Raw genomic sequence first — 20,273 nt, forward strand, 5'->3', positions numbered from 1 at the left:
GATATCCGGGAGTCTGCAGGGCGTCAGAACAGCGTAAACGGCACGATAACCATAAATTTGATGTCCTTCTCGTCCTGAAAAATGTTGCCGTAACCGCCGCTGTAACTGGGCAGATTGCTGTGATTGTCGTAGCGGGTGTAATGCAGTTTAAACAGGGTATCTTTGGCGCGGCCCTGCTGGATTTGATAGATCAGATCAAGGTTCCAGGCGGACTCTTTCAGCCGCTGGCTCTGGTCAACGGTGAGCAGCGTGGCGGGTCTGGCATCCCAGCCCCAGACATACGATGCGCCCACTTTCCATCCCGCCAGTTGCCACGGCGTTAAGTCGAGCATCGCCCCGGCAAAGATCGCTTTTTCGCCATTGGCGTTCCAGTCGGAACGGGCATCCCACCAGATATCCAGTCGTCCATTGGAACTGGCGTAGCCTGGCGTCATGCGCTGCAGGAAGAAGCCCTGATTCCCCTCTGCTTTGACCCAGCTGCCTTCGAGTCGCAGATCAACCGGGCCGACGGTATAGCCGACCGTGATTGCCTGTAACCAGGCCAGGCCGTCATAGACATCACGCGGATTAGCGGCACCCCCCGATACTTTGTCGTGTGCCCCGTAAAACTGATAGCTGGTGTAAAGTGCATTGCCACCGGGCGTAGCTGACCACGAGGCTTTGGCAAAATATTGATCCATATAATCCGCCGCCTGGCCAAATGCGCCCTCAAGCACCAGGTTATTTTTGAAGTCATATTTCATACCGAACGAATGCAGGTAGCTGACAGGGGTTTTGCCATCAGCCTGACGAAAATCATATAAGTCACGATACCAGGGCGCTTTATATTTGTCGCTCCACATCCAGGAGAGCGATAATGTACCAGCCTGCTGCAAATCATACAGCGCACCGACTTCGACGCCGCGATAAGTTCCGGGTAAGAAACTCCAGTGTGGCGCAATAATTGTCTGGCCGGTTGGCTGAATATAACCGGCACGCAACCAGTAATCGTTATATTTTAATTTCAGTGCGGCTTTATAAACAGAAGCACCGCCGCTGTCGCCATTCCACTTTTCATCCCAGCGGGTACGCGCCTTACTGAAGCCAATTTCATTGGGTGCGGCGGGGCCGCTGTTGGAAAGCTCAGCAGCACCGAAAATGGCGAGGTCCAGACCAATCCACTCTCCGGCATAGCCTGACTGATAGTCGAGATTACTGTTGAGCGAGGCATGATGTAAATTAGCCCGATACTGCCCCTGATATTCACTGGCGGGATCGGTGTCTCTGCGATCTCGCTGACGCTGCCAGTAAAAAACATTACCTTTAAGCGATGAGTCCTCAATAAATCCGCTGGCGTAAGCCGGTGATGAACTTATTGCAGTTAACGCTATTAATACGGTGGCTATTTCAACTAACGCTAACGCGTAATTAATTTTTCGCATGATCATTCCTCCCTGAATACAATCCGGATAATTAAGCAGAATATTATTATTGTGGCGGTACTCTATTTTTCGCGACGCGAATTATCAATTAGCAGCGTGGTGATTTGTGAACTATTGCGCAGAACCCGATGAGATAAAATAAAGCAGGTGCAATATGGGAGGGGAGATTAATATTTTGATGAAGATGTTAGCTATTGGCAGGGCTACTGCAACGGGAAGCTGGCGGTGCGAACGGGCCTCCCGGTTGTATGACAATCAGCCTGCTCAGATAAGCAGGCTGATCGATAAGGCGATTAAACCTGCTTCACCGCCCATCCCTTTTGCTTGCTGGTTTTGCCAATCCCAGGATTGAAGCTGTTGGTAGGATCGAGCTGGCGATAGAACGCCGCCAGCTGCGGTTTGGCCTGATAGAGATGACCGACATTATGTTCAGCGGGATATTCCGCGCCCCGCGCCTGAAGAATCTCCAGCATCTGCGCTTTGAGCGCATGCACATCGACGCCTTTTCTGACGATGTAATCCTGATGAAACACATGACAGAAGAAGTGACCATAGTAGAGACGATGGCTCAGCGAGGCGCGGATCTCATCGGGCAGGGTTTCGAACCAGTCCGCATCATTACGACGCAGGGCGATATCCAGCGCCAGAATGTCCTCGACCTCATCAGAATGCACCGCGTGGTAGCGCACTGCCGCACCCGCCGCTGCGAAGCGATGCAGAAAGGCGTGCGCACCTTCTTTGCCTTCACACTCGAAGAATTCGCCACCGCCTTCACGGAAGTAGTCGCGCAGATAGTTACGCGCTTCCGCCACGCCGTCGCCAGACATCTTCAGCATCAGATGGTGTTCATATTTGTCGCGATACTGCTTCATGCGTTTCGGCAGATGCGCCGGGAACAGTTTACTCAGGCGCTGCAACAGGCGATCGCTGAAGTGCGGTTTAACGAAGGAGAGTTTGCTCAGCCAGGCATCAACCCGCCCCTTCAGCGTGAAAAACAGCGGCATCTTGTCGGTGCCCAGCTTGTCGATCATCAGGAAGGTATCTTTGCCGTAGACTTCCGCAATGTCATAGATGTCGCGGTGCATATATTCGCCCGCCACCGGCAGATGGGTGAAATGCGCCAGCATGTGACGGCGAATATCGCTGAGAACACCGGGCTCGTTGGTGCCGATGTAAAACACCTGCTGCTGCGGTTCGCTGGCGAAGGTATCGAGTCGCACCGCGAAGACCGCCAGCTTCCCGGCACAACCGGAGGCTTCAAACAGGCGACGCGCATCGGCGTTATAGCGGGCGGGCGTATCCGCATCCACTTCACGAACCCGGTCGGCATATTCATGATCGGAGGCGTGACGGCCATCGTGCTGCACATCTTTGGGCTGCCAGCGGTCATCATCCAGCCGCCCCAGAATCTCTTCCGGTGACGTCCCAAGATCGATACCGAGATGGTTCACCAGCTTCAGTTTTCCCTGCGCATCAATCTGGGCAAACAGCGCCATTTCACTGTAGGCCGGTCCGCGCTTGATCAGCGATCCGCCGGAGTTATTACAGATGCCGCCCAGCACCGAGGCACCAATGCAGGAGGAGCCAATCACCGAGTGGGGTTCACGCCCCAGCGGCTTCAGCGCTTTTTCCAGCTGATAGAGTGTGCTGCCGGGGAACGCCAGCACCTGCTGGCCTTCGTCGATCAGCTGAAGCTTATCCAGCCGCAGGGTGCTGACAATCACCAGCGGACGATCGTAATCGTCGCCATGCGGCGTCGAGCCTTCGGTCAGGCCGGTATTCGCCGCCTGCATCAGGATAATGACATCGGCATTTACCAGCGTTTGCAGTACCCGCCAGAGCTCCAGCAGCGTACCGGGAAACGCCACCGCCAGCGCCTCGCCTTCGCCGGAGCGAAAGCCTTTGCGATAGCGCGCGGTCTGTTCAGGTTCAGTCAGCAGATGGGTGGGGCCGACCAGGCGGCGCAGGTCAGAAAGCAGGGCAGAGGTTTGTATCATGAGCAATTCCCTTGTCTTATCAGTGCGTCCTAACTGTAGCACGTCAACTCACCTCAACGCAGTGTGACAGCGGCAGCTACCTGCTATTCTCATCTTGTGGCACACTGCCGCCTGTTAATTCGATATTGCGCAGTTACTTAAGAGAACCCAACCTGATGAAATGGATTTACTCTGTTAGTCTCGCTGTCTCCCTCGCGATGCAACCGGCATTGGCTGAGACAGTGCCAGGTAACCACCCGATGACCGAACAGGCGCGGGATGCCTTCGTCAACCAACTGCTTAAAAAAATGACGCTGGACGAGAAGATCGGCCAGCTGCGTTTAATCAGCGTCGGACCTGATAATCCGAAAGAAGTGATTCGCGACATGATTCAGAAGAGTCAGGTTGGCGCGATTTTTAATACCGTAACCCGTCAGGATATCCGCGCGATGCAGGATCAGGCGATGCAGCTCAGCCGCCTGAAGATCCCGCTGTTTTTCGCCTACGACGTTATTCATGGTCAGCGCACCATTTTCCCGATTCCTTTGGCCCTGGCGTCGAGCTGGGATCTGGATGCGGTGAAAGAGGTGGGGCGCGTCTCTGCCTATGAAGCGGCCGACGATGGTCTGAACATGACCTGGGCGCCGATGGTGGATGTCAGCCGTGAACCGCGCTGGGGCCGTGGCTCCGAAGGCTTTGGTGAGGATACGTATCTCACCAGCGAAATGGGTCGCAGCATGGTGCAGTCGATGCAGGGCAAAAGTGCTGCCGATCGCTACAGCGTGATGACCAGCGTGAAGCACTTCGCACTCTATGGCGCAGTTGAAGGCGGACGCGATTACAACACCGTGGACATGAGTCCGCAGCGCATGTTCCAGGACTATCTGCCGCCTTATAAAGCCTCACTGGATGCGGGCAGCGGCGGCGTGATGGTGGCGCTGAACTCGATCAATGGCGTACCCGCCACGGCGGACAGCTGGTTGCTGAAAGATCTGCTGCGCGATAAGTGGAAGTTCAAAGGCATCACCATCAGCGACCATGGCGCAATCAAAGAGCTGATCAAGCATGGCGTCGCTAGCGATCCGCAGGAAGCGGTGCGCATCGCCCTGAAGTCGGGCGTCGATATGAGCATGAGCGACGAATATTACAGCAAGTATCTGCCCGCGCTGGTGAAGAGCGGCGACGTCACCATGGCGGAGATTGACGATGCGGCGCGCCATGTGCTCAACGTCAAATATGACATGGGCCTGTTTAACGATCCCTACAGCCATTTAGGTCCGAAAGAGAGCGATCCGCAGGACACCAATGCGGAAAGCCGTCTGCACCGGGCTGAAGCGCGCGACGTCGCGCGTAAGAGCATCGTGTTGCTGAAAAACCGCCTGGAAACGCTGCCGCTGAAAAAATCGGGCACCATTGCCCTGATTGGTCCGCTGGCAGACAGCCAGCGCGACATTATGGGCAGCTGGTCCGCCGCTGGCGTGGCGAAGCAATCCGTTTCGCTGCTGCAGGGCATGCGCAATGCCACCGAAGGCAAGGCTACGCTGCTCTATGAGAAGGGCGCTAACGTCACCGACAACAAAGGGATTCAGGACTTCCTGAACCTCTATGAGCAGGCGGTTTCCGTGGATACGCGTTCACCGCAGCAGTTGATTGATGACGCGGTCGCCAAAGCGAAGCAGGCCGATGTGGTGGTTGCCGCCGTGGGCGAAGCGCAGGGTATGGCGCACGAAGCCTCCAGCCGCAGCGACCTGGTGATCCCGCCGAGCCAGCAGAAGCTGTTAGCAGCACTGAAAGCCACCGGTAAGCCGCTGGTGATTGTGCTGATGAACGGACGCCCGCTGTCAGTGGTGAATGAAGATCGGATGGCCGATGCGATGCTGGAAACCTGGTTCAGCGGCACCGAAGGCGGCAACGCCATCGCCGATGTGCTGTTCGGCGATTACAACCCGTCGGGCAAATTGCCGGTTTCCTTCCCGCGTTCAGTGGGTCAGATTCCGATCTACTACAACCATCTGCCCACTGGCCGTCCTTACAACTTTGCTAAGCCGAACAAATACACGTCGCACTACTACGACGCGGCTAATGGCCCGCTCTATCCGTTTGGTTACGGCCTGAGCTACACCACTTTCACCGTGTCGCCGGTAAAAATGTCCTCACCGACCATGCCGCGTGACGGCAGCATCGAAGCCAGCGTAACGGTGACCAACAGCGGTAAACGCGATGGCGCGACGGTGGTGCAGATGTACCTCAACGATCCGGTCGCTTCCATCAGCCGTCCGGTGCAGGAGCTGCGTGGCTTTAAGCGCATCATGCTGAAAGCGGGCGAGTCGCAAACCGTGACCTTTAAAATCGACGTGGATGCGCTGAAGTTCTGGAACCAGCAGATGCAGCATGTTGCAGAGCCCGGCAAATTCAACGTGATGATTGGACTCGATTCCGTTCGTACCGAGGATGGGCAGTTCAACTATTTATAACCGTCAGCCTTTCCCCTGACGTCAGGGGAAGGTGATGCGGCGCGTCGTTAGCGTCCTGCTACGGCGCGCCGCGTCATATCCACTATCAGAGCCATCATGATTAATCTGCGTGACCGCATTCAGCAGCAGGTATTCCGCCTTAACGGCCTGTCGATGAATGAATTTGACCTCTCTCAACCGCCTGGCGATCCCGGCCTGTTTGGCCCGGACAGCGTGATCTGGCGCGTCCACGGTGACTTTACCTCAATGATGTGCGGCGGGATCAGCGCGCTGCTGTTGCAGATGCTGCATCCGGCGGCACTGGCGGGCGTCTGGGATCACTCCAATTTCCGTGAAGATATGATGGGCCGCCTGCGGCGCACCAGTCAGTTTATCGCGGTGACCACCTACGGTAATTCGCAGGATGCACAGACGCTGATCGACCGGGTGAAACGCATTCACCTGAAAGTCAGCGGCGTCGACAGCGAAGGTAAACCCTATGCCGCCAGCGATCCGCATCTGCTGACCTGGGTGCATGTGGCGGAGACCAGCCGTTTTCTGGCCGCCCATCTGCGCTACAAAAATCCACACCTCAGCCGCGCCGGGCAGGATCAGTACTATCAGGAAGCGGCGCAGATTGCCGAAGCGCTGGGGGCGGAGAAGGTACCGAAAAGCGTTGTTGATGTTGCGGATTATCTGCAACAGATGCGTTCAGAGCTGCGCTTTGATCATCGCACTGCCGAAGTGACGCGATTGCTGATGAATGCTCCCGCACCCAGCTGGCAGGCAAAACCGGTGATGAAAATCATGCTGAAGTCAGGGTTCGGGCTGATGCCAGCCTGGGCGCAGGCAATGTCCGGTACTGAGATCGGCCGCTTTCAGCAGGCGATCATTGACAGGAAGATTAATGCGATTGCGGTGGGATTAAGGTGGTCGATTCAGCGCGGTGCCTGGTATCGGGCAATGGTGCGGATGGGCAGGGATGTGGGGTGAGGGGTTCACTGGTAAAAGGGTGGGGGGCTAGTGGTCATAAAGAGATTAGGCAGCACTAGTGATTGATGCTGCTAATTGGATAGACGCTTTTGTTCACCCAATAAATTTATTTGGGTTATTCAAAATAGGCTGATCGGGGCAGATATCAACGTCCGCTTTGTGCCAGGAGCGGACATTTCGTGCGTATGAAAAAAGGGGTAATGCCTATGGCAATCCCCTTTGTATTGAGAAGAATAAATCAGCTTTGACAGAATCGGAGCCGGTTTCCAAATGGGTTGAAGACTTCCAGAATATCTCCCCAGTCCTGCTTCACTATTTCCGGGCGACCATAACGGAGATGGATGGTGTGAAGCAGCAGAATGCGTCGCTGGTCGAGGAATCTGCGTCGGCCTCGCAGAGCCTGCGGGAACACGTCTCCCCGCAGCTGCAGTCAGTGTCAGTGTCAGTGTTCACGCTTGCTAAAGTCTCACATCCCACAGCCACCCGGCATGCAATTGTATCTTCACCAACCGCAGTTAAGAAGGAAGCGCCTGCTGATACAGACGGAAACTGGACCACCTTCTGATGTCTGGCTGCGTCCTGCAGGGCGCAGCCGCCCTCCTTTATTCATATCATTTCTGTCGTCTCGTAGGCCTGCACGAATATAACTATCTTTGACAGACCAGCCTGCAGGAAGGGAGCCATGTACGGTGTTTTACGCGACAATGTCCAATAAAAGTGATGGACATTATTTTTGCGAACCCGGAGTGCGCCGGAGATACTGTCTAAATGCGAGGCTAACCTTTTAGTAGGCTTGAATATCTGAAGAATAGGCGGTTTTTAATTTTTCATAAATGCTTTTTTAAATAATCTATACAGCCTTTACTATTTTAAGAATGAAATTTTATAATTAATAAAAATGTAATGTGCTTCAGCTTGTAAAATATGTGACCGTGACGTGCATCTCACTTTGTGATTATGCCTAATAAATTAGCGCCGCACAGAAACATGCATTCGAAATCATGCAAATACTTTTGCTGCTTTATACACATCAGCTAATCCCGAGACACTTCTGATTACACCTGAACTTCTTCTATTTTCCTGTTTTTTTTAATTTACTTGAGGTACCCCTACAGCGGGGTTATCCGTAATGTATTTTTTCTCATGTGTTTCTTACTTTAAGGATAGATTATGAGACCGAACAAAATCACTTTTGCTTTAGGGTTGTTACTGATCACTGCAGCTCGTCTGTCTGCCGCAACTCCATTGCACAGTGTGCCTGTCACATCAGACTCTGTGCATCCCTTTGTCTTAATCGGCGATGCCAATGGTGCCCCTGGTTCTGCCGGTGGCAACGGGGGTAATGGTGGTAATGACAACTCACCAGGAGCTCCTGGTGGGGATGGCGGTAATGGTGGTAATGGCGGTAATGCCGACAGTGGAAATGGCAGTAGCAATGGGAATGACAGCGGGGACAATAACGGAACCGGTAATGGTGACGGCAGCGATAATGGCGGCGGAGATGGCGGTGGAGATGGCGGTGCATAATAAAAGGCATGCTTAATTTTAATACGCGGTGGATTATTTCATCGCGTTTTCATTATGGAGATATAAATATGAAATCCAATCATATAGTCATCAACTCTCTTATTTTCTCAGTTCTGACAATCAGTGCCTTGAGCGCCCACGCCTCGAACAAGCATCATCATAAACATAACGACTGCTCATATCTGAATGGGAAAAATGGCGGTACGACTGAAAATGGTGACGCTAATGGAGAAAACGGTAAGAAAGGGGTATCGGGGACGTCATGCATCGACGGTGGCAACGGCGGTAATGGCGGCAACACAAGTAACGGAAACGCAAATGGCGGAAGCGGCGCGCCCGGAGCTAATGGAGCTAACGGATGAATAGCAGAATAAATAAGGTTTTCACGTTGAGCATTTTTACCGTTGTGTCTCTCAACTCAATGGCAAATGCGTGGGCAAATAAGGAAGATACTAATGTAGTGTCTGTTTCCCATCTGGTTCATCAAATAGCTGATGGCGGGAATGGTGGTGACGGTGGCAGTGGCTCTGCAGGGGGAAATGGCGGGAATGGAGGAAACGGAGGAAGCGGGCCTGAGGGTGGTAATGGCGGCAACGGTGGCAACGGTGGCAATGGCAATAGTGCTGATTCGCCTGGGGGGAATGGCGGTGATGGAGGGGATGGGGGCAATAGCGGTAACAATGGGCAAGGAGGAGAAGGAGCTGCAGGAGCGAATGGAGCTGATGGTGGAAATGGAGGTGATGGCGGCAGCAATAATTCACCAGGAGGGAACGGTGGTGATGGTGGTGATGGCGGGGATGGGGGAAACACCTGATTAAATAAAGTGATGAATTGAATGAAGGAGATTTTAAATGCGAATTTTTCCTTTACGCACGTTTTTAAGATCATTATTGGTTATAGCTGTCATAACACTTCGAATAGCAATCTTCTGTACGCCTTCTTTTCTGCTGCCGGCTTTGACTTTCACCGCCAGCTTTAGTGCCATCGCAGAGGATGGAGATGGCGGGAATGGCGGTGACGGGTCTGGCAATGGGAACGGTGGTGATGGCGGGAATGCCGGAGCCGGTTCTAATGGAGATGGAGGAGATGGGGGAAGCGGCGGCGAAGAAGGAGGTAATGGAGGAAACGGCGGCAACGGTGACGGTTCAGGCAACGGTGGAAACGGCGGCAACGCGGGACCCGGCGGATTAGGTGGTCAGGGTGGACAGGCAGGCAGCAATGGAGATCACGACGGCTCGCCGGGAATGAGCGGTGCCAGGGCTTCAAAGTAGTGTTGCTATTGAAAAGATAACGTGATGAATATCTGTCAGTCAGGTCACCGAGATTCCGGTATTAAGTGATTTCGCCCTGGCTGACTTCTTGACTCTTCAGTAGTTCCACTTCGTGCTAAAAACGGGCATTTCAAGGTCACGTGTTAAATTTGAACGCAGCTATCGTTTGTTTAAAACAGGAGCCAACAAATGAACATTGACTGGCATAGTTCTTCATTAACACGCTTTACAATCGTAGATAAAGACTACAAAAAACACACAAAACGTTCGCCGTTTTATGGTCAATGAGTGTGGTCCAGATTTCCGGTTTGATCGCGAGTTTATGGCCTGGATACGAAATGACGTACAAAAAAATCTGGGTGATGTGGTTGATGAGTGGAAGCGCAGACATCCACTTTCACTTTAGTGCAGGAACGTCCGGTCTTCGCTCATAGCGAACTACGCAATTGCAGATCTGCTTTATGCCAGTCGCGTGATTACCTGTATGCGGTTAGCGCAATAAGGCACCTGCCTCTGACAACCAGGATTTCTTACGGTCAGCTGAAAGAGGGGGGGTATGCGCGTTTCAACATAACTGCGCGCTTCAGCAACCGAAAAAATCACTGCGACCGAGCAACGCCAGCGTTATTGGCGTGCCGCAGACCTTTTGCCCACATAGCTGTGGGGGGACCAGTGCGGTTCAGCTGGCTGACTATGATTTGCTACCACGAGGCATACATTAAGACGTATGAACGAAGAACCGTTATGTGTAACTTGCTGAGTCTTGCAGCCTTAAAGTCTTGAAAGATTAGTTTGCTTCGTCCTTCAGCCGGTGACGATAATTTTTCAGGACAACGAGTGTCACGATCTGACTGTAAATAAATCCGCCAAGCCCAGCTAATATTACGGTGCCGACTATGCCGCCAAAGTACGCTCCCGCGCCAGCAAGGACTCCGCAGAGAACGAGACCACCCCAGATCTGCCAGTGCCGGAAAGCCGATTTATACGCGCTCCGCCAACGCCTTCCACGCTCCCTCATAGATAAGTCTTTCAGTTCGGGGATACTTTTGTGGGTCCAGTAGATTTTCATGGCGAAGTACTAGTTCAGATGGCTAAGCGAAGGAAAACATAAAACGCCAGCATAGGAAAGGTTCTGTCGATATCTGCTTCCCGCTCATAGCGGACTTTAGCCTGCTGAACGTCCGCTTTGTGCCAGAAGCGGACATTCGTAGTTCTGCAAAATTTAATGCCCCGAGAAGCGGTAACGTGCCAGGTGCTGTAACAGTAGGCATCTAAACTTCCTAAATGGACACTAAAGGAGAATAGATTCCCTATGCGAACCCCTGATTATGCCTCCCGAGATTCTGATAAATGGTCACAGGTAGATGCCTGGTTTGCTGAACAGCTCGCGCCTGAAGGAGCAGATTTAAAATACACACTTTCTAATAACTTAGAGCAAGGATTACCCACACACGATGTGTCTGCTTTGCAGGGAAAAATGCTGGCCATTTTCATTAAAATGACTCGCTCTGTCCGCGTTCTTGAAATAGGAACGCTTGGAGGTTACAGCACGATATGGATGGCCAATGCTTTGCCCCAACATGGAAGCATAACGACCATTGAGTTTAATAAGCATCATGCAGAGGTTGCCCGCCAGAATATAAAAAATGCCGGATTAACTGAGCGCGTCGAGCTTCACACTGGTGCTGCACTTGATGTCCTACCTACGCTTAAAGCGCCGTTTGACCTTATTTTTATCGACGCCGATAAAGTAAATAACCCACGCTATCTGGAATGGGCAATCAAATTGTCGAAGCAAGGCACTGTAATTGTGGGGGATAACTCAGTACGTGGTGGTAATGTGATTAATTCTGCTAGTGATGATCCTAATGTGAAGGGTCTGAGAGAGTTTATTCAGATAATTTCAGCTGATGAGCGACTTGAGGCCACAGCCATTCAGACTGTTGGTGAAAAGGGATGGGATGGTTTCGTCATGGCTGTAGTTAAAGCCATATAATTATCTATCTTACCAACGCAAAGTTCAGCCGCCGCCGGGCGGTCTTTTCATACCATTCCCTGTAGATTATTAGACGCCAAATTCCTCATTGATTATCGCGTACTGGTTTTACTCATACTTTCGTTCTGGCCCGATTAATTCTGAAGTTTTTTAGCAAGCAGGTCTGCTTCTTGCTCAAAGCTGCCAGTCAGTTCCTTTGATTTCCTGAAGATGTTTAAGCCGCCGTTCTGAATGCCTGGTCAGAAACGCAGAGTGTCCAGGGCGGCGCGGATTTAACTGTAAAAGCTCTGATTTGCCGGAAAGTGGTTCGGTTTGGTTACGTCAGGGCTGTATCTCGTCAGGCGTTCCTGAAAAGCGGTTCACTGGGCAGAATATGCGGTCTATCCAGGACGTGACTATATCAACGCACTGGGTCTCTGAGACAGAGATGGTGCGTGACTTTTTCTATGCCAGTCAAAGCAACAAAGCCAGCTCGTTCATAGAATGTGAATGCCGATGGAGGAGAGTTTGTGTTGATAAAATCAAACCAGTGGCCAGAATTCTTAAGTATCTCACTGAGCAGGGCACTGCCAACCTGCCTTTTTCTCCATCCTGAGTCTACATAGAGATGTCGCAGACGTCCGATGCCAGTTTTTAGCGTAAACGGGTCGATGTTGAGTCCACAAACGCCAATGATTAATCCGTCTACAGAAGCCCCAATTAGTTTTTCTCCGGGTCTGTCAAAACGGTTGTGTCCGCTAAGCCAGTTATCTTCCAGTCGGCGCAACATGTTAAATCCTTCAGCCATGCTCTGCGATCTTAACTCAGTAAATCCTGGGCTGTCCGGGGTGACGCTTGTGAGTTGGATATTCATGATTCTTCCAGTGATTTCAATCTGCATAGTCTGGACAGTATTATGATTGTGTCCAGTATGACAATGGCACACTCATACTTCCTACTGCCATCAATGTCCGCTCTGTGCCAGAAGCGGACATCTCATATTGGAGCTTTATTTCAACGTAGTAATGCATACTAATAGTCTAGAGTTAGTTAGTCACTGCTAAAAAATCTTAAATAAATCAGGTGTTAAAAACGTTAAGTTTGTAATTGCGCCAGTGAAAAACGGAGGTGATGTGTTGGCTAATCAGATAGATGAGTTGGAAAAGTCTTTAGGTGGGAAGCTAGAAAGATCAGATGCCAGAGTCATCCCTGGCATGGATGGCGCACCGACAAGGGAAACTATGTATTTTTCTGATGATGGGAAAAACAAATTCCGAAAGCAATTTAAAAATATTACATGCTTCGCTGATCCTACGAACGCAACTAGTGGGGGGGTCAATGAAGCAGGGTGCAGCATTCCTCCACTGGATGGTCCGCTATTTCATGCTGTCATATATCACGGTGATATTGACGGATGGAGAAAGGATATCGAAGCTGGTGCCAAAGGCATGGGGTTGTTACTGGCTCAAATTGAAGGTGATCAATTTGTTATTACCGATGGCCGCTCTATTCCTCTGTCAGAGTGCAAAATAGAATTCTCTTAACCTTATCCTACTGATACCGGCCTGGCGCCGGTGTTTTCGCACTTGGTCTGCCCCTTTTTATCACTGACCTGCTCCCTGTTGATTAATATGTAGCTACGACAAGTCTTCATCTGTTGCAGAACAACTTTGACCGTCCGCTTCTCGCTCATAGCGGACCTTGTCCTGTTGTCGGTCGGCTTTGTGCCAGAAGCGGACGTTACTGGGATTAGTTGACAAAAAGGTGGTCCCATTTTTGAATAAATAATTCAAAAATTAATGACATGTGAAGTATCACCTTCAAAAAACCGCACAATATTATTAAATGCCGTTCTGAAATAGAGTGAATAGCTGGTCTTTTCAGCATATCCCAGATGTGGAGTACAAAGAACATTAGGCATTTGTAGATAAGGATCTTGTGGGTTGTACAAAGGTTCTTCTTCGTAAACGTCCAGTGCTGCAAATCCGGGCCGACCCTGTTTCAGTGCGTTATGCAGCGCGCCTTCACAAACAAGTTCAGCACGACTGGTATTCACGAATAACGCATCTGTTTTCATCAGCGCGAGATCAGCAGGCGTAATATTTCCTTCGGTTGCAGCTACCAATCTTTGATGTACTGTTATGACATCGCTGGTTGCAAAAAACTGCTCGCGGCTCTCCGGAACCAACAATCCGGCAGCACGTGCTTCTCCCTGCGCTCGCATACTTCCCCATACCTGAACCTGCATACCGAAAACGGCTGCAAATGAGGCGAGACGTTTACCTATTTTTCCATAGCCCAAAATGCCTATCACCTGATTATGGACGACTGAGCCTATTTCCGTTTGCCATCGGCCCTCAGCCATAGCATTCACCGACGAAACTAATTTTCGTCTGGATGCCATGATTAACAACCAGGTTAATTCAGCAGGCGCAACCGGGGAGCCAACACCTTCTACAATGGATACGCCAGCCCGTGTGCACGCATCAATATCAACATTTCTCGCCAGCTTACCGGTCTGACTGATTAATTTTAGATGCGGTGTGCGTCGCAGAAATGCTTCATCAATAACAGTTCTTTCGCGGATGAGTATCAATGCCTCTGCACATGATAACTGCTGATCTGCTAGTGAATCTTTGCTGAGATCTCCCAGCACTGAGCAATGGAATCTATCATTATGTTGGAGGAAATCCAGCTGTTGAGTTGCAAACTGATAGTCATCAGGAATTAAAATATGAATAGCCATCAAAAACCCTCATTTTTTATTTTATTTGAACGCTATTGTTTTCAGTAAGTTCAGATTGCATCATGCTTCCGATCCTCGAATTGTGGAGCATTTTCTGATATTTAACTCCTTAATTATTATATGTCAGTCTTTATGCTGGACGTCAATGTCCGCTTTTCGCTCATAACGGACCTAAGCCTGCAGTAAGTCCGCTGTGTGCCAGGAGCGGACGTGGCTAACATCGGAATGACTAATCTGCGGGGCTGGTCAGCACATATGACAACGTATGACGCTGTCGTGACCTCAGCTTGTAAAGTTGTATGAGTTGTTCTGCATTTCACACTTGGGATAGTCAGTGACATTACAAGCGACCTATATTGAACAGCTTACGCCCGGCGCTGAAACGGAAGGTGTTTCGATCATCGACGTCAATCCTTTTGGCTCTAAGGGGGAAAAGGATCGGCGACTGCTAATCAGAAACGACGGTGAGCCCCTTCTGATTTTACAGTTATATATACGTGCAGATGAGGATGGCTGGCTTATTTCCAGCGCCTTTTCTGATTTTCTCCTCAATGAATCCCACGTGGCTATCATTTGTGGGGACTATTTTCATGTTTTTGACATAGCCACACACGCGTTCAGAAGCCATCCACTAGGTGATTACGTCGGCCATATTTATTCAGTGCCTGACATCCATACTGACAAGCTACATGATCGGGTTTTGGTTGCAACTTACTGCCACGTTTTTCTGATGGATATTGCTGCAGGCATTCTCTGGAAATCCAGGCAGTGCGCCATTGATGGTGTAATCATAACATCAATAGAGAATGATACCGTGCTTGGCCAAGGAGAGTGGGACCCGCCAGGAGGCTGGGAATCTTTTAAGCTCGATCTTAAAACGGGTATCCTGATTTGAAAAAGGAGTTACCCTCACAGTAATTGCTAAAAGCGGATTTTGCTAGCATCGCAATATCATAATTTATGGGGACAAGTCAGGTTGACCTGCTCCCATTTGATTAATACACCTAGGTTTAACTAGCTCTTCATGGTACTGAGAACAACCGCTAAGTCTGCTTCTCGCTCATAGCGGACATTGTTTTTGACAGTCCCTGCTTCATTCGTTCGGGCGCACTACTGCTCTATAACTGCGGTCGCAATTAATTCTTTAAAGGGAAATCTGATGAAAGCAGGACTGCTTTCACTGGTTTTGCTGGCTACCACGCTGCTTACCGGTTGGGATGCTGGCGCGAAGGGTATTGATTGGTATAAAGCGCATGACGCGGAGCGCAAAGCTAAATATGAGGAATGCACGAAAGCCTTTGATCCACGCGATACCGAAGACTGCCGCAATGCGATTGATGCCACTGTCCACGGCGGCTCTTTTACAAAGAGTCCTAATAAAAGTTGGTAAATTCAGGCGAGCCGCCGCCTGGCGGTTTTTTATGCCCTTCTGCGGGCACAGGTAACGTCCCTCCAGTCAGCCACTCAAAGGCAGATGCCGGGCACAATTGACATTGTTCTCCCAAAAAGCAATAGTTAATTTTTAGAATCAAGTGGATCTACTATATTCGCACATAAGGAATGGAGTTCTCATGTCATATAGCTGCTATTTACTTCTCAATCGGCGTGAAATGACCAGCCTGAGCTGCCCTGGTATTGGTACATTTCCTGCTTTTTCTGGTCAAAAAGAAGGCCGCAATAATCCTGAAAAAACAAACGTACCTGATATAGGCCCAATAGTTCGTGGCCGTTACTTTATTGTAGAACGACCTTCAGGTGGAAGATTGGGGCCGTTTAGAGAACGCTTGTTAAAAGACATATACGGTACGGATCGTTCAACATGGTTTGGACTATTTCGTGACGATGGAAAAATCGATGACTACACGTTTGTACAAGGCATCAGGCGGGGCAATTTCCGTCTGCACCCTATTGGGCCATTAGGGCTGAGTGAAGGCTGCATCACACTTCAACATCCTCTTCAGTTCAATTACATGCGCGACATGTTCCTTAAATCTGGCCCAACGCTTAACATCCCGGGCAGCCAGCTCAAAGCCTATGGAACGGTAAAGGTATACTAACGATGCGCTTTATTTTAACTATTTTTCTGTTTGTTTTTTGCGCGATTGCTATTTCAAAAGCTATTGCTGTCATAGTGCCGGTAACATTCTTTTATGCCATCGCAGGATTTTTCAATATTAATGGCGATGAGGCAACCATCGACTTTGTACTCTCAGCCAACATCCTTATTTCTGTCATTATGTCTGTTGCGCTTTTATGGGTGCTGAAAGCTTTTTTCAAAAAGCATTAAACAGGACGATATGAGTACCATGGATTAGAGAAGTCAGTCTGCTAACCATAGTGAACGCTACAATCAACACCGTATCCGGTTAACTTTATGGGGCAGTGCATCGCGCTCCTTCGCTGCATCCACCCGTTACTGTAAGAGCATTATCAGACCGTGATGGTATGAGTATGCTGCCAGATGGGCCTCTGCTCCCGCCAATTGCGCCTGCTGTACTCTTCACCACCCCTCCAACTCCCACACTTTGAGACTATTACCCTTGTCTCAGATAGCCGCAGCCAGGATCCTGCTCTATTCTCGGGGAAAATGGATTCCTCCAGGCTTTGTCGAGGCACTATGACGTACAAATCCCTGATTGCTGAAGTCCACAATCAGCAGCGTACCCTGACCGCTATTGTCGAACAGGATGAGCGCACTGCCTATTTTTACATCTGGCCAACCGACCTGTTCCGCAGCCAGTATGCGGTACGCGGCTGCTGGCTACGAAACCTGCTGCCGGCACCGGCGCAGGAAGATCGCGAGGCGATGGAGCAGGGCATAGCGCCGCTGCTCAGCGCCGAGTATTGCCGTAATCTGGAAGCGGAACCCGCGCTGGATCCAGCCGGTCTGCAGGTGCTGTGGGAGCCGAGCGATGATGGCGCGGCGCTGTGGTATTACGGCCAGCTGCTGGCGGTGATCCCCGGCTGGAGCCTCTATCAGGAGAAGCAGGTGAGCTTCTCTGCAGGCTGCATCAAAAAGAACCGGCTGACGGCACCGCTGGGGTCGGCATCAACCAATGACTACTACGCCCGTGCAGAGCATCAGCGTCAGTTCTGGCGCGAATGGCACGACGGCAGCGAGTGGGATAAGGTGCAGAACGATCTGATGGCCTGCTATCAGGCGCGCTTTGGCGAGTCAGTGAAGTATTACGCTATCGATCAGGGCAGCTGGCCGCCGATGGCAATCTCCCAGCACTGGCATCAGGGCGTCTGGTATTTCCTGACCATCGGCATGAGCATCCGGCCGATGCCGCAGGTCGATTATCTGTTTGATGAGCTGGCGCCGCAGTATCGCCGCATTGAACTGGGCATGGCGGTTGACGGTGAAGTCATGACTGAAGGCAATGCGGTGCAGATGGCCAGCGCGCTGGCGGAGTTCGTGCATCTGCCGTGGGCGCGGCTGACCTGGCTGGGCGAGGGCCATACGCTGGCGTCGGAAGTGGCACCGGTTGGCTTTGAAAGCTTCCTGCTGGCTAATGAGCTGGCAACCGAACAGGCGCAGTTCTCGCTGCCAAAACGCGACGGCGATCGCCCGACTCTGCTCTGGACCACGCCGATTACAGAAGCGGAACGGCAGTTCGCGCAGGCGGATGAACATGGTGGTCAGAAGTTACGGGAATTGTTAACGGCGGATGGCAATAATCACATCTTCCGTCCGCGCCAGCAGGTCGTGAGTTCAGAAGAGTAGGCCAGCAATACTGCGCCTGTTCGCCCATTCCCCGGCGCCCGCCGGGGATGTGATAGTTCCGCTCTGAAATTAAATTTTTACAAAAATCAAACATTTCTCAAATATGTGATCCTGCTCATCTCAAGTTCCCGCTTGCCGCGCCGTTAAACCCGATCAGGCAATCGCGCCGCACCAGGTTCAGGGGAACGAAGATGTTTAAAACAACACAATCCCGCTTCACCGCAACAATGATCGCGTTCTTTGTTGCGCTTTTACTCGTTACAGTCTGGGTTATTAATCAGTTTGTCGCGCCACAGCTGGTCGATAGCGAAAGCCGTCTGGTTCGCTATCAGGTGGATTCACTGGCTTCCGGTATCGTTGAACAGATGAACCGCGTTCAGGCCCAGCAGCGCGCCATTACCGAAGCCGCATCTGTCATGGACAGCGCCACCATCGACACCCTGTTACCGACGCTGGTTAACCAGTATCAGGACAGCAATGTGTTTGGTGGCGGGATCTGGCCACTGCCAAATCGTCGTGACCCGGCGAAAGAGAAGGACAGCAGCTTCTTTGCCCGTAATGCCAGCAATGAACTGCAGGTGAACACCTACTGGAACTCCGACGCGGCTGACAAATACTGGGAGCAACCCTGGTACAAAGATGGCATGGCCGCTCCGAAAGGCCAGTGTGCCTGGGCAAAAGCCTATCAGGATGCCGCCAGCCCGCAGCCGCGCACCAACTGTGCTATGGCTATCTACAAAAACGGCACGGCCTGGGGTGTCGCCACCATCGATGTGACGCTGGGGTTCTTTAACCAGCTGGCGAAGCAGATGGGTGAAACCATTCAGGGCAACGTCCTGATCGTTGAAGCCGACGGTAAAGTCGTGGGCAATGGCGCACTGGTGAATGCCGCACCGAAGCTCGAAAACCTGGCTGACGTGCAGATGCCGATGGCAGCACCGCTGAAAACGCTGCTTAACGGTGTTGGCAATCAGCCGCTGGAAACCACCTATGACAGCAGTGAAGGCGAGCAGACGCTGTTCGTGCAGGCCATTCCAGGCAGCCCGTGGTATCTCGCCAGCAGCCTGCCAACCAGCCTGCTGAAAGCGCAGTCTCACAACATGCTGACCCGCCTGGGTCTGGTGCAGATCCCTCTGGCGGTAATCCTGCTGCTGGTGTCGCTGGGCTTTGTCCGCGCCATGATGAAACGTCTTAACGTGCTGAACAGCAACATCGAAGCGCTGTCGACCGGTGGTGCGGATCTGACTCAGCGTCTGCCAGCCAGCAACAGCCCGGAGTTCAACGCCGTCGCGCAGAGCTTTAACCAGTTCATCAGCTATCTGCAGGGGCTGCTCCAGCAGGTGGGCGACAGCGCGCTGGCGATCACCGCCGCGTCGCGTGAAATTGCCAGCGGCAACGCCAATCTCTCCTCCCGTACCGAAGATCAGGCCAGCTCGATTGTGGAAACGGCCGCGTCGATGGAGCAACTGACCGGCACCGTGCGTCAGAACGCCGACAACGCCACCCACGCTAACCAGCTGGCGGGTGATGCCTCGCAGGTGGCCGCACGTGGCACCGAAGTGGTCCGTCAGGTGGTGACCACCATGGGCGAGATTCATCACTCATCCCGTAAAGTGGTCGATATCATCAGCGTGATCGACAGCATCGCATTCCAGACCAATATCCTGGCGCTGAACGCCGCGGTAGAAGCTGCACGCGCCGGTGAACAGGGTCGCGGTTTTGCGGTGGTGGCATCGGAAGTGCGTAATCTGGCACAGCGTTCAGCCAACTCGGCGCGTGAGATTAAAAAGTTAATCGAAGAGTCGGTGGCGAACATCGATACCGGCAGCGCGCTGGTCGAGCAGGCGGGTCAGACCATGGATGAGCTGATGAAGGGCGTGAGCAGTGTGACCACGCTGATGAGTGAAATCATGTCAGCCAGCCGCGAACAGAGCCTGGGCATCGAACAGGTTAACGTTGCGATTACCCAACTGGATGGCACCACACAGCAGAACGCCGTGCTGGTGGAGCAGGTTTCTGCTGCCGCGCAGGCGATGGAATCGCAAAGCACCCAGCTTGAGCGGGTGGTTCAGAGCTTCCGACTGTAATCCCTCTCCAGGCCAGCCCTGCTGGCCTGATTTTCTCTCTGCTTCATCCGCTTATCTCCGCCTGACCCGGGTAAAAAATCCTCGATGATCCGCCCAA

Annotated in this window: 19 protein-coding genes and 1 pseudogene; 15 read left to right on the forward strand and 5 right to left on the reverse strand. The window is 51.8% G+C overall.

Going from position 1 to position 20,273, the window contains the following annotated elements; all coding sequences use genetic code 11:
* Positions 1 to 23: 23 nt before the first annotated feature.
* Together HFD95_RS05200 and dld are read right to left on the reverse strand one after the other, a co-directional pair.
* The gene (locus HFD95_RS05200) at positions 24 to 1,421 is read right to left on the reverse strand and encodes an OprD family outer membrane porin (protein WP_167429916.1); all 1,398 of its coding nucleotides are present in this window, start codon (positions 1,419 to 1,421) and stop codon (positions 24 to 26) included.
* 293 nt (positions 1,422 to 1,714) lie between these two features.
* Complete coding sequence (gene dld / locus HFD95_RS05205; RefSeq protein WP_010260312.1) at positions 1,715 to 3,418, reverse strand: D-lactate dehydrogenase; 1,704 nt, start codon at positions 3,416 to 3,418, stop codon at positions 1,715 to 1,717.
* A gap of 155 nt (positions 3,419 to 3,573) precedes the next feature.
* Between dld and bglX the strand changes: the two genes are divergently transcribed.
* Both bglX and HFD95_RS05215 read left to right on the forward strand, forming a co-directional pair.
* Complete coding sequence (gene bglX / locus HFD95_RS05210; RefSeq protein ID WP_010260314.1) at positions 3,574 to 5,871, forward strand: beta-glucosidase BglX; 2,298 nt, start codon at positions 3,574 to 3,576, stop codon at positions 5,869 to 5,871.
* A 96-nt stretch (positions 5,872 to 5,967) separates the two neighbouring features.
* Complete coding sequence (locus tag HFD95_RS05215; protein WP_033779532.1) at positions 5,968 to 6,843, forward strand: oxygenase MpaB family protein; 876 nt, start codon at positions 5,968 to 5,970, stop codon at positions 6,841 to 6,843.
* A gap of 238 nt (positions 6,844 to 7,081) precedes the next feature.
* On the opposite strand, the gene HFD95_RS22285 is transcribed toward HFD95_RS05215, so the two are convergent.
* On the reverse strand, positions 7,082 to 7,255 hold the full coding sequence (locus HFD95_RS22285; protein ID WP_228312227.1) for a glyoxalase superfamily protein: 174 nt from the start codon (positions 7,253 to 7,255) through the stop codon (positions 7,082 to 7,084).
* Positions 7,256 to 8,149: 894 nt separating this feature from the next.
* Here HFD95_RS22285 and HFD95_RS05225 point away from each other — a divergent pair.
* The 6 genes and pseudogenes from HFD95_RS05225 (at position 8,150) to HFD95_RS05245 (ending at position 11,637) form a co-directional block, all read left to right on the forward strand.
* Positions 8,150 to 8,386 (forward strand): hypothetical protein, encoded by a 237-nt coding sequence (locus HFD95_RS05225; RefSeq protein WP_223565647.1) that lies wholly within the window; start codon positions 8,150 to 8,152, stop codon positions 8,384 to 8,386.
* A gap of 52 nt (positions 8,387 to 8,438) precedes the next feature.
* Positions 8,439 to 8,732, forward strand: coding sequence for a hypothetical protein (locus HFD95_RS05230; RefSeq protein ID WP_181955252.1), 294 nt, complete (start codon positions 8,439 to 8,441; stop codon positions 8,730 to 8,732).
* 132 nt (positions 8,733 to 8,864) lie between these two features.
* Positions 8,865 to 9,188, forward strand: coding sequence for a hypothetical protein (locus HFD95_RS05235; protein WP_010670456.1), 324 nt, complete (start codon positions 8,865 to 8,867; stop codon positions 9,186 to 9,188).
* A gap of 181 nt (positions 9,189 to 9,369) precedes the next feature.
* A complete protein-coding gene (locus HFD95_RS05240; RefSeq protein ID WP_052270835.1) occupies positions 9,370 to 9,561 on the forward strand; it encodes a hypothetical protein in 192 nt (63 codons plus the stop codon).
* A gap of 269 nt (positions 9,562 to 9,830) precedes the next feature.
* Positions 9,831 to 10,047 (forward strand): annotated as a pseudogene (locus HFD95_RS22290) (DUF6434 domain-containing protein).
* A 906-nt stretch (positions 10,048 to 10,953) separates the two neighbouring features.
* The gene (locus HFD95_RS05245) at positions 10,954 to 11,637 is read left to right on the forward strand and encodes an O-methyltransferase (RefSeq protein ID WP_052270837.1); all 684 of its coding nucleotides are present in this window, start codon (positions 10,954 to 10,956) and stop codon (positions 11,635 to 11,637) included.
* A gap of 400 nt (positions 11,638 to 12,037) precedes the next feature.
* Here HFD95_RS05245 and HFD95_RS05250 read toward each other — a convergent pair whose 3' ends face one another.
* Entirely contained in the window at positions 12,038 to 12,490 is a 453-nt protein-coding gene (locus HFD95_RS05250) for a GNAT family N-acetyltransferase (RefSeq protein ID WP_060679808.1), read from the reverse strand.
* Positions 12,491 to 12,749: 259 nt separating this feature from the next.
* Between HFD95_RS05250 and HFD95_RS05255 the strand changes: the two genes are divergently transcribed.
* Positions 12,750 to 13,160, forward strand: coding sequence for a hypothetical protein (locus tag HFD95_RS05255; protein WP_243208617.1), 411 nt, complete (start codon positions 12,750 to 12,752; stop codon positions 13,158 to 13,160).
* Positions 13,161 to 13,405: 245 nt separating this feature from the next.
* On the opposite strand, the gene HFD95_RS05260 is transcribed toward HFD95_RS05255, so the two are convergent.
* The gene (locus tag HFD95_RS05260) at positions 13,406 to 14,362 is read right to left on the reverse strand and encodes a D-2-hydroxyacid dehydrogenase family protein (RefSeq protein ID WP_052270838.1); all 957 of its coding nucleotides are present in this window, start codon (positions 14,360 to 14,362) and stop codon (positions 13,406 to 13,408) included.
* A gap of 334 nt (positions 14,363 to 14,696) precedes the next feature.
* Between HFD95_RS05260 and HFD95_RS05265 the strand changes: the two genes are divergently transcribed.
* The 6 genes from HFD95_RS05265 to HFD95_RS05290 all read left to right on the forward strand — a co-directional run bounded on the left by HFD95_RS05265 (position 14,697) and on the right by HFD95_RS05290 (position 20,176).
* Positions 14,697 to 15,257, forward strand: a complete 561-nt coding sequence (locus tag HFD95_RS05265; protein WP_052270839.1) for a hypothetical protein — start codon at positions 14,697 to 14,699, stop codon at positions 15,255 to 15,257.
* A 264-nt stretch (positions 15,258 to 15,521) separates the two neighbouring features.
* Positions 15,522 to 15,752 carry an EexN family lipoprotein gene (locus HFD95_RS05270; RefSeq protein WP_033766753.1) on the forward strand — a complete coding sequence of 77 codons (231 nt, stop codon included), beginning with the start codon at positions 15,522 to 15,524 and terminating at the stop codon, positions 15,750 to 15,752.
* A gap of 181 nt (positions 15,753 to 15,933) precedes the next feature.
* On the forward strand, positions 15,934 to 16,419 hold the full coding sequence (locus HFD95_RS05275; RefSeq protein WP_072000444.1) for a DUF2778 domain-containing protein: 486 nt from the start codon (positions 15,934 to 15,936) through the stop codon (positions 16,417 to 16,419).
* Between the two features lie 2 nt (positions 16,420 to 16,421).
* The gene (locus HFD95_RS05280) at positions 16,422 to 16,649 is read left to right on the forward strand and encodes a hypothetical protein (protein ID WP_033766755.1); all 228 of its coding nucleotides are present in this window, start codon (positions 16,422 to 16,424) and stop codon (positions 16,647 to 16,649) included.
* Between the two features lie 330 nt (positions 16,650 to 16,979).
* Positions 16,980 to 18,089 carry a suppressor of fused domain protein gene (locus tag HFD95_RS05285; protein ID WP_022625997.1) on the forward strand — a complete coding sequence of 370 codons (1,110 nt, stop codon included), beginning with the start codon at positions 16,980 to 16,982 and terminating at the stop codon, positions 18,087 to 18,089.
* A gap of 191 nt (positions 18,090 to 18,280) precedes the next feature.
* A complete protein-coding gene (locus tag HFD95_RS05290; protein ID WP_022625996.1) occupies positions 18,281 to 20,176 on the forward strand; it encodes a methyl-accepting chemotaxis protein in 1,896 nt (631 codons plus the stop codon).
* Positions 20,177 to 20,273: the final 97 nt, after the last annotated feature.

The sequence above is a fragment of the Pantoea sp. EKM10T genome, from assembly GCF_011800685.1.
Lineage (GTDB): Bacteria > Pseudomonadota > Gammaproteobacteria > Enterobacterales > Enterobacteriaceae > Pantoea > Pantoea agglomerans.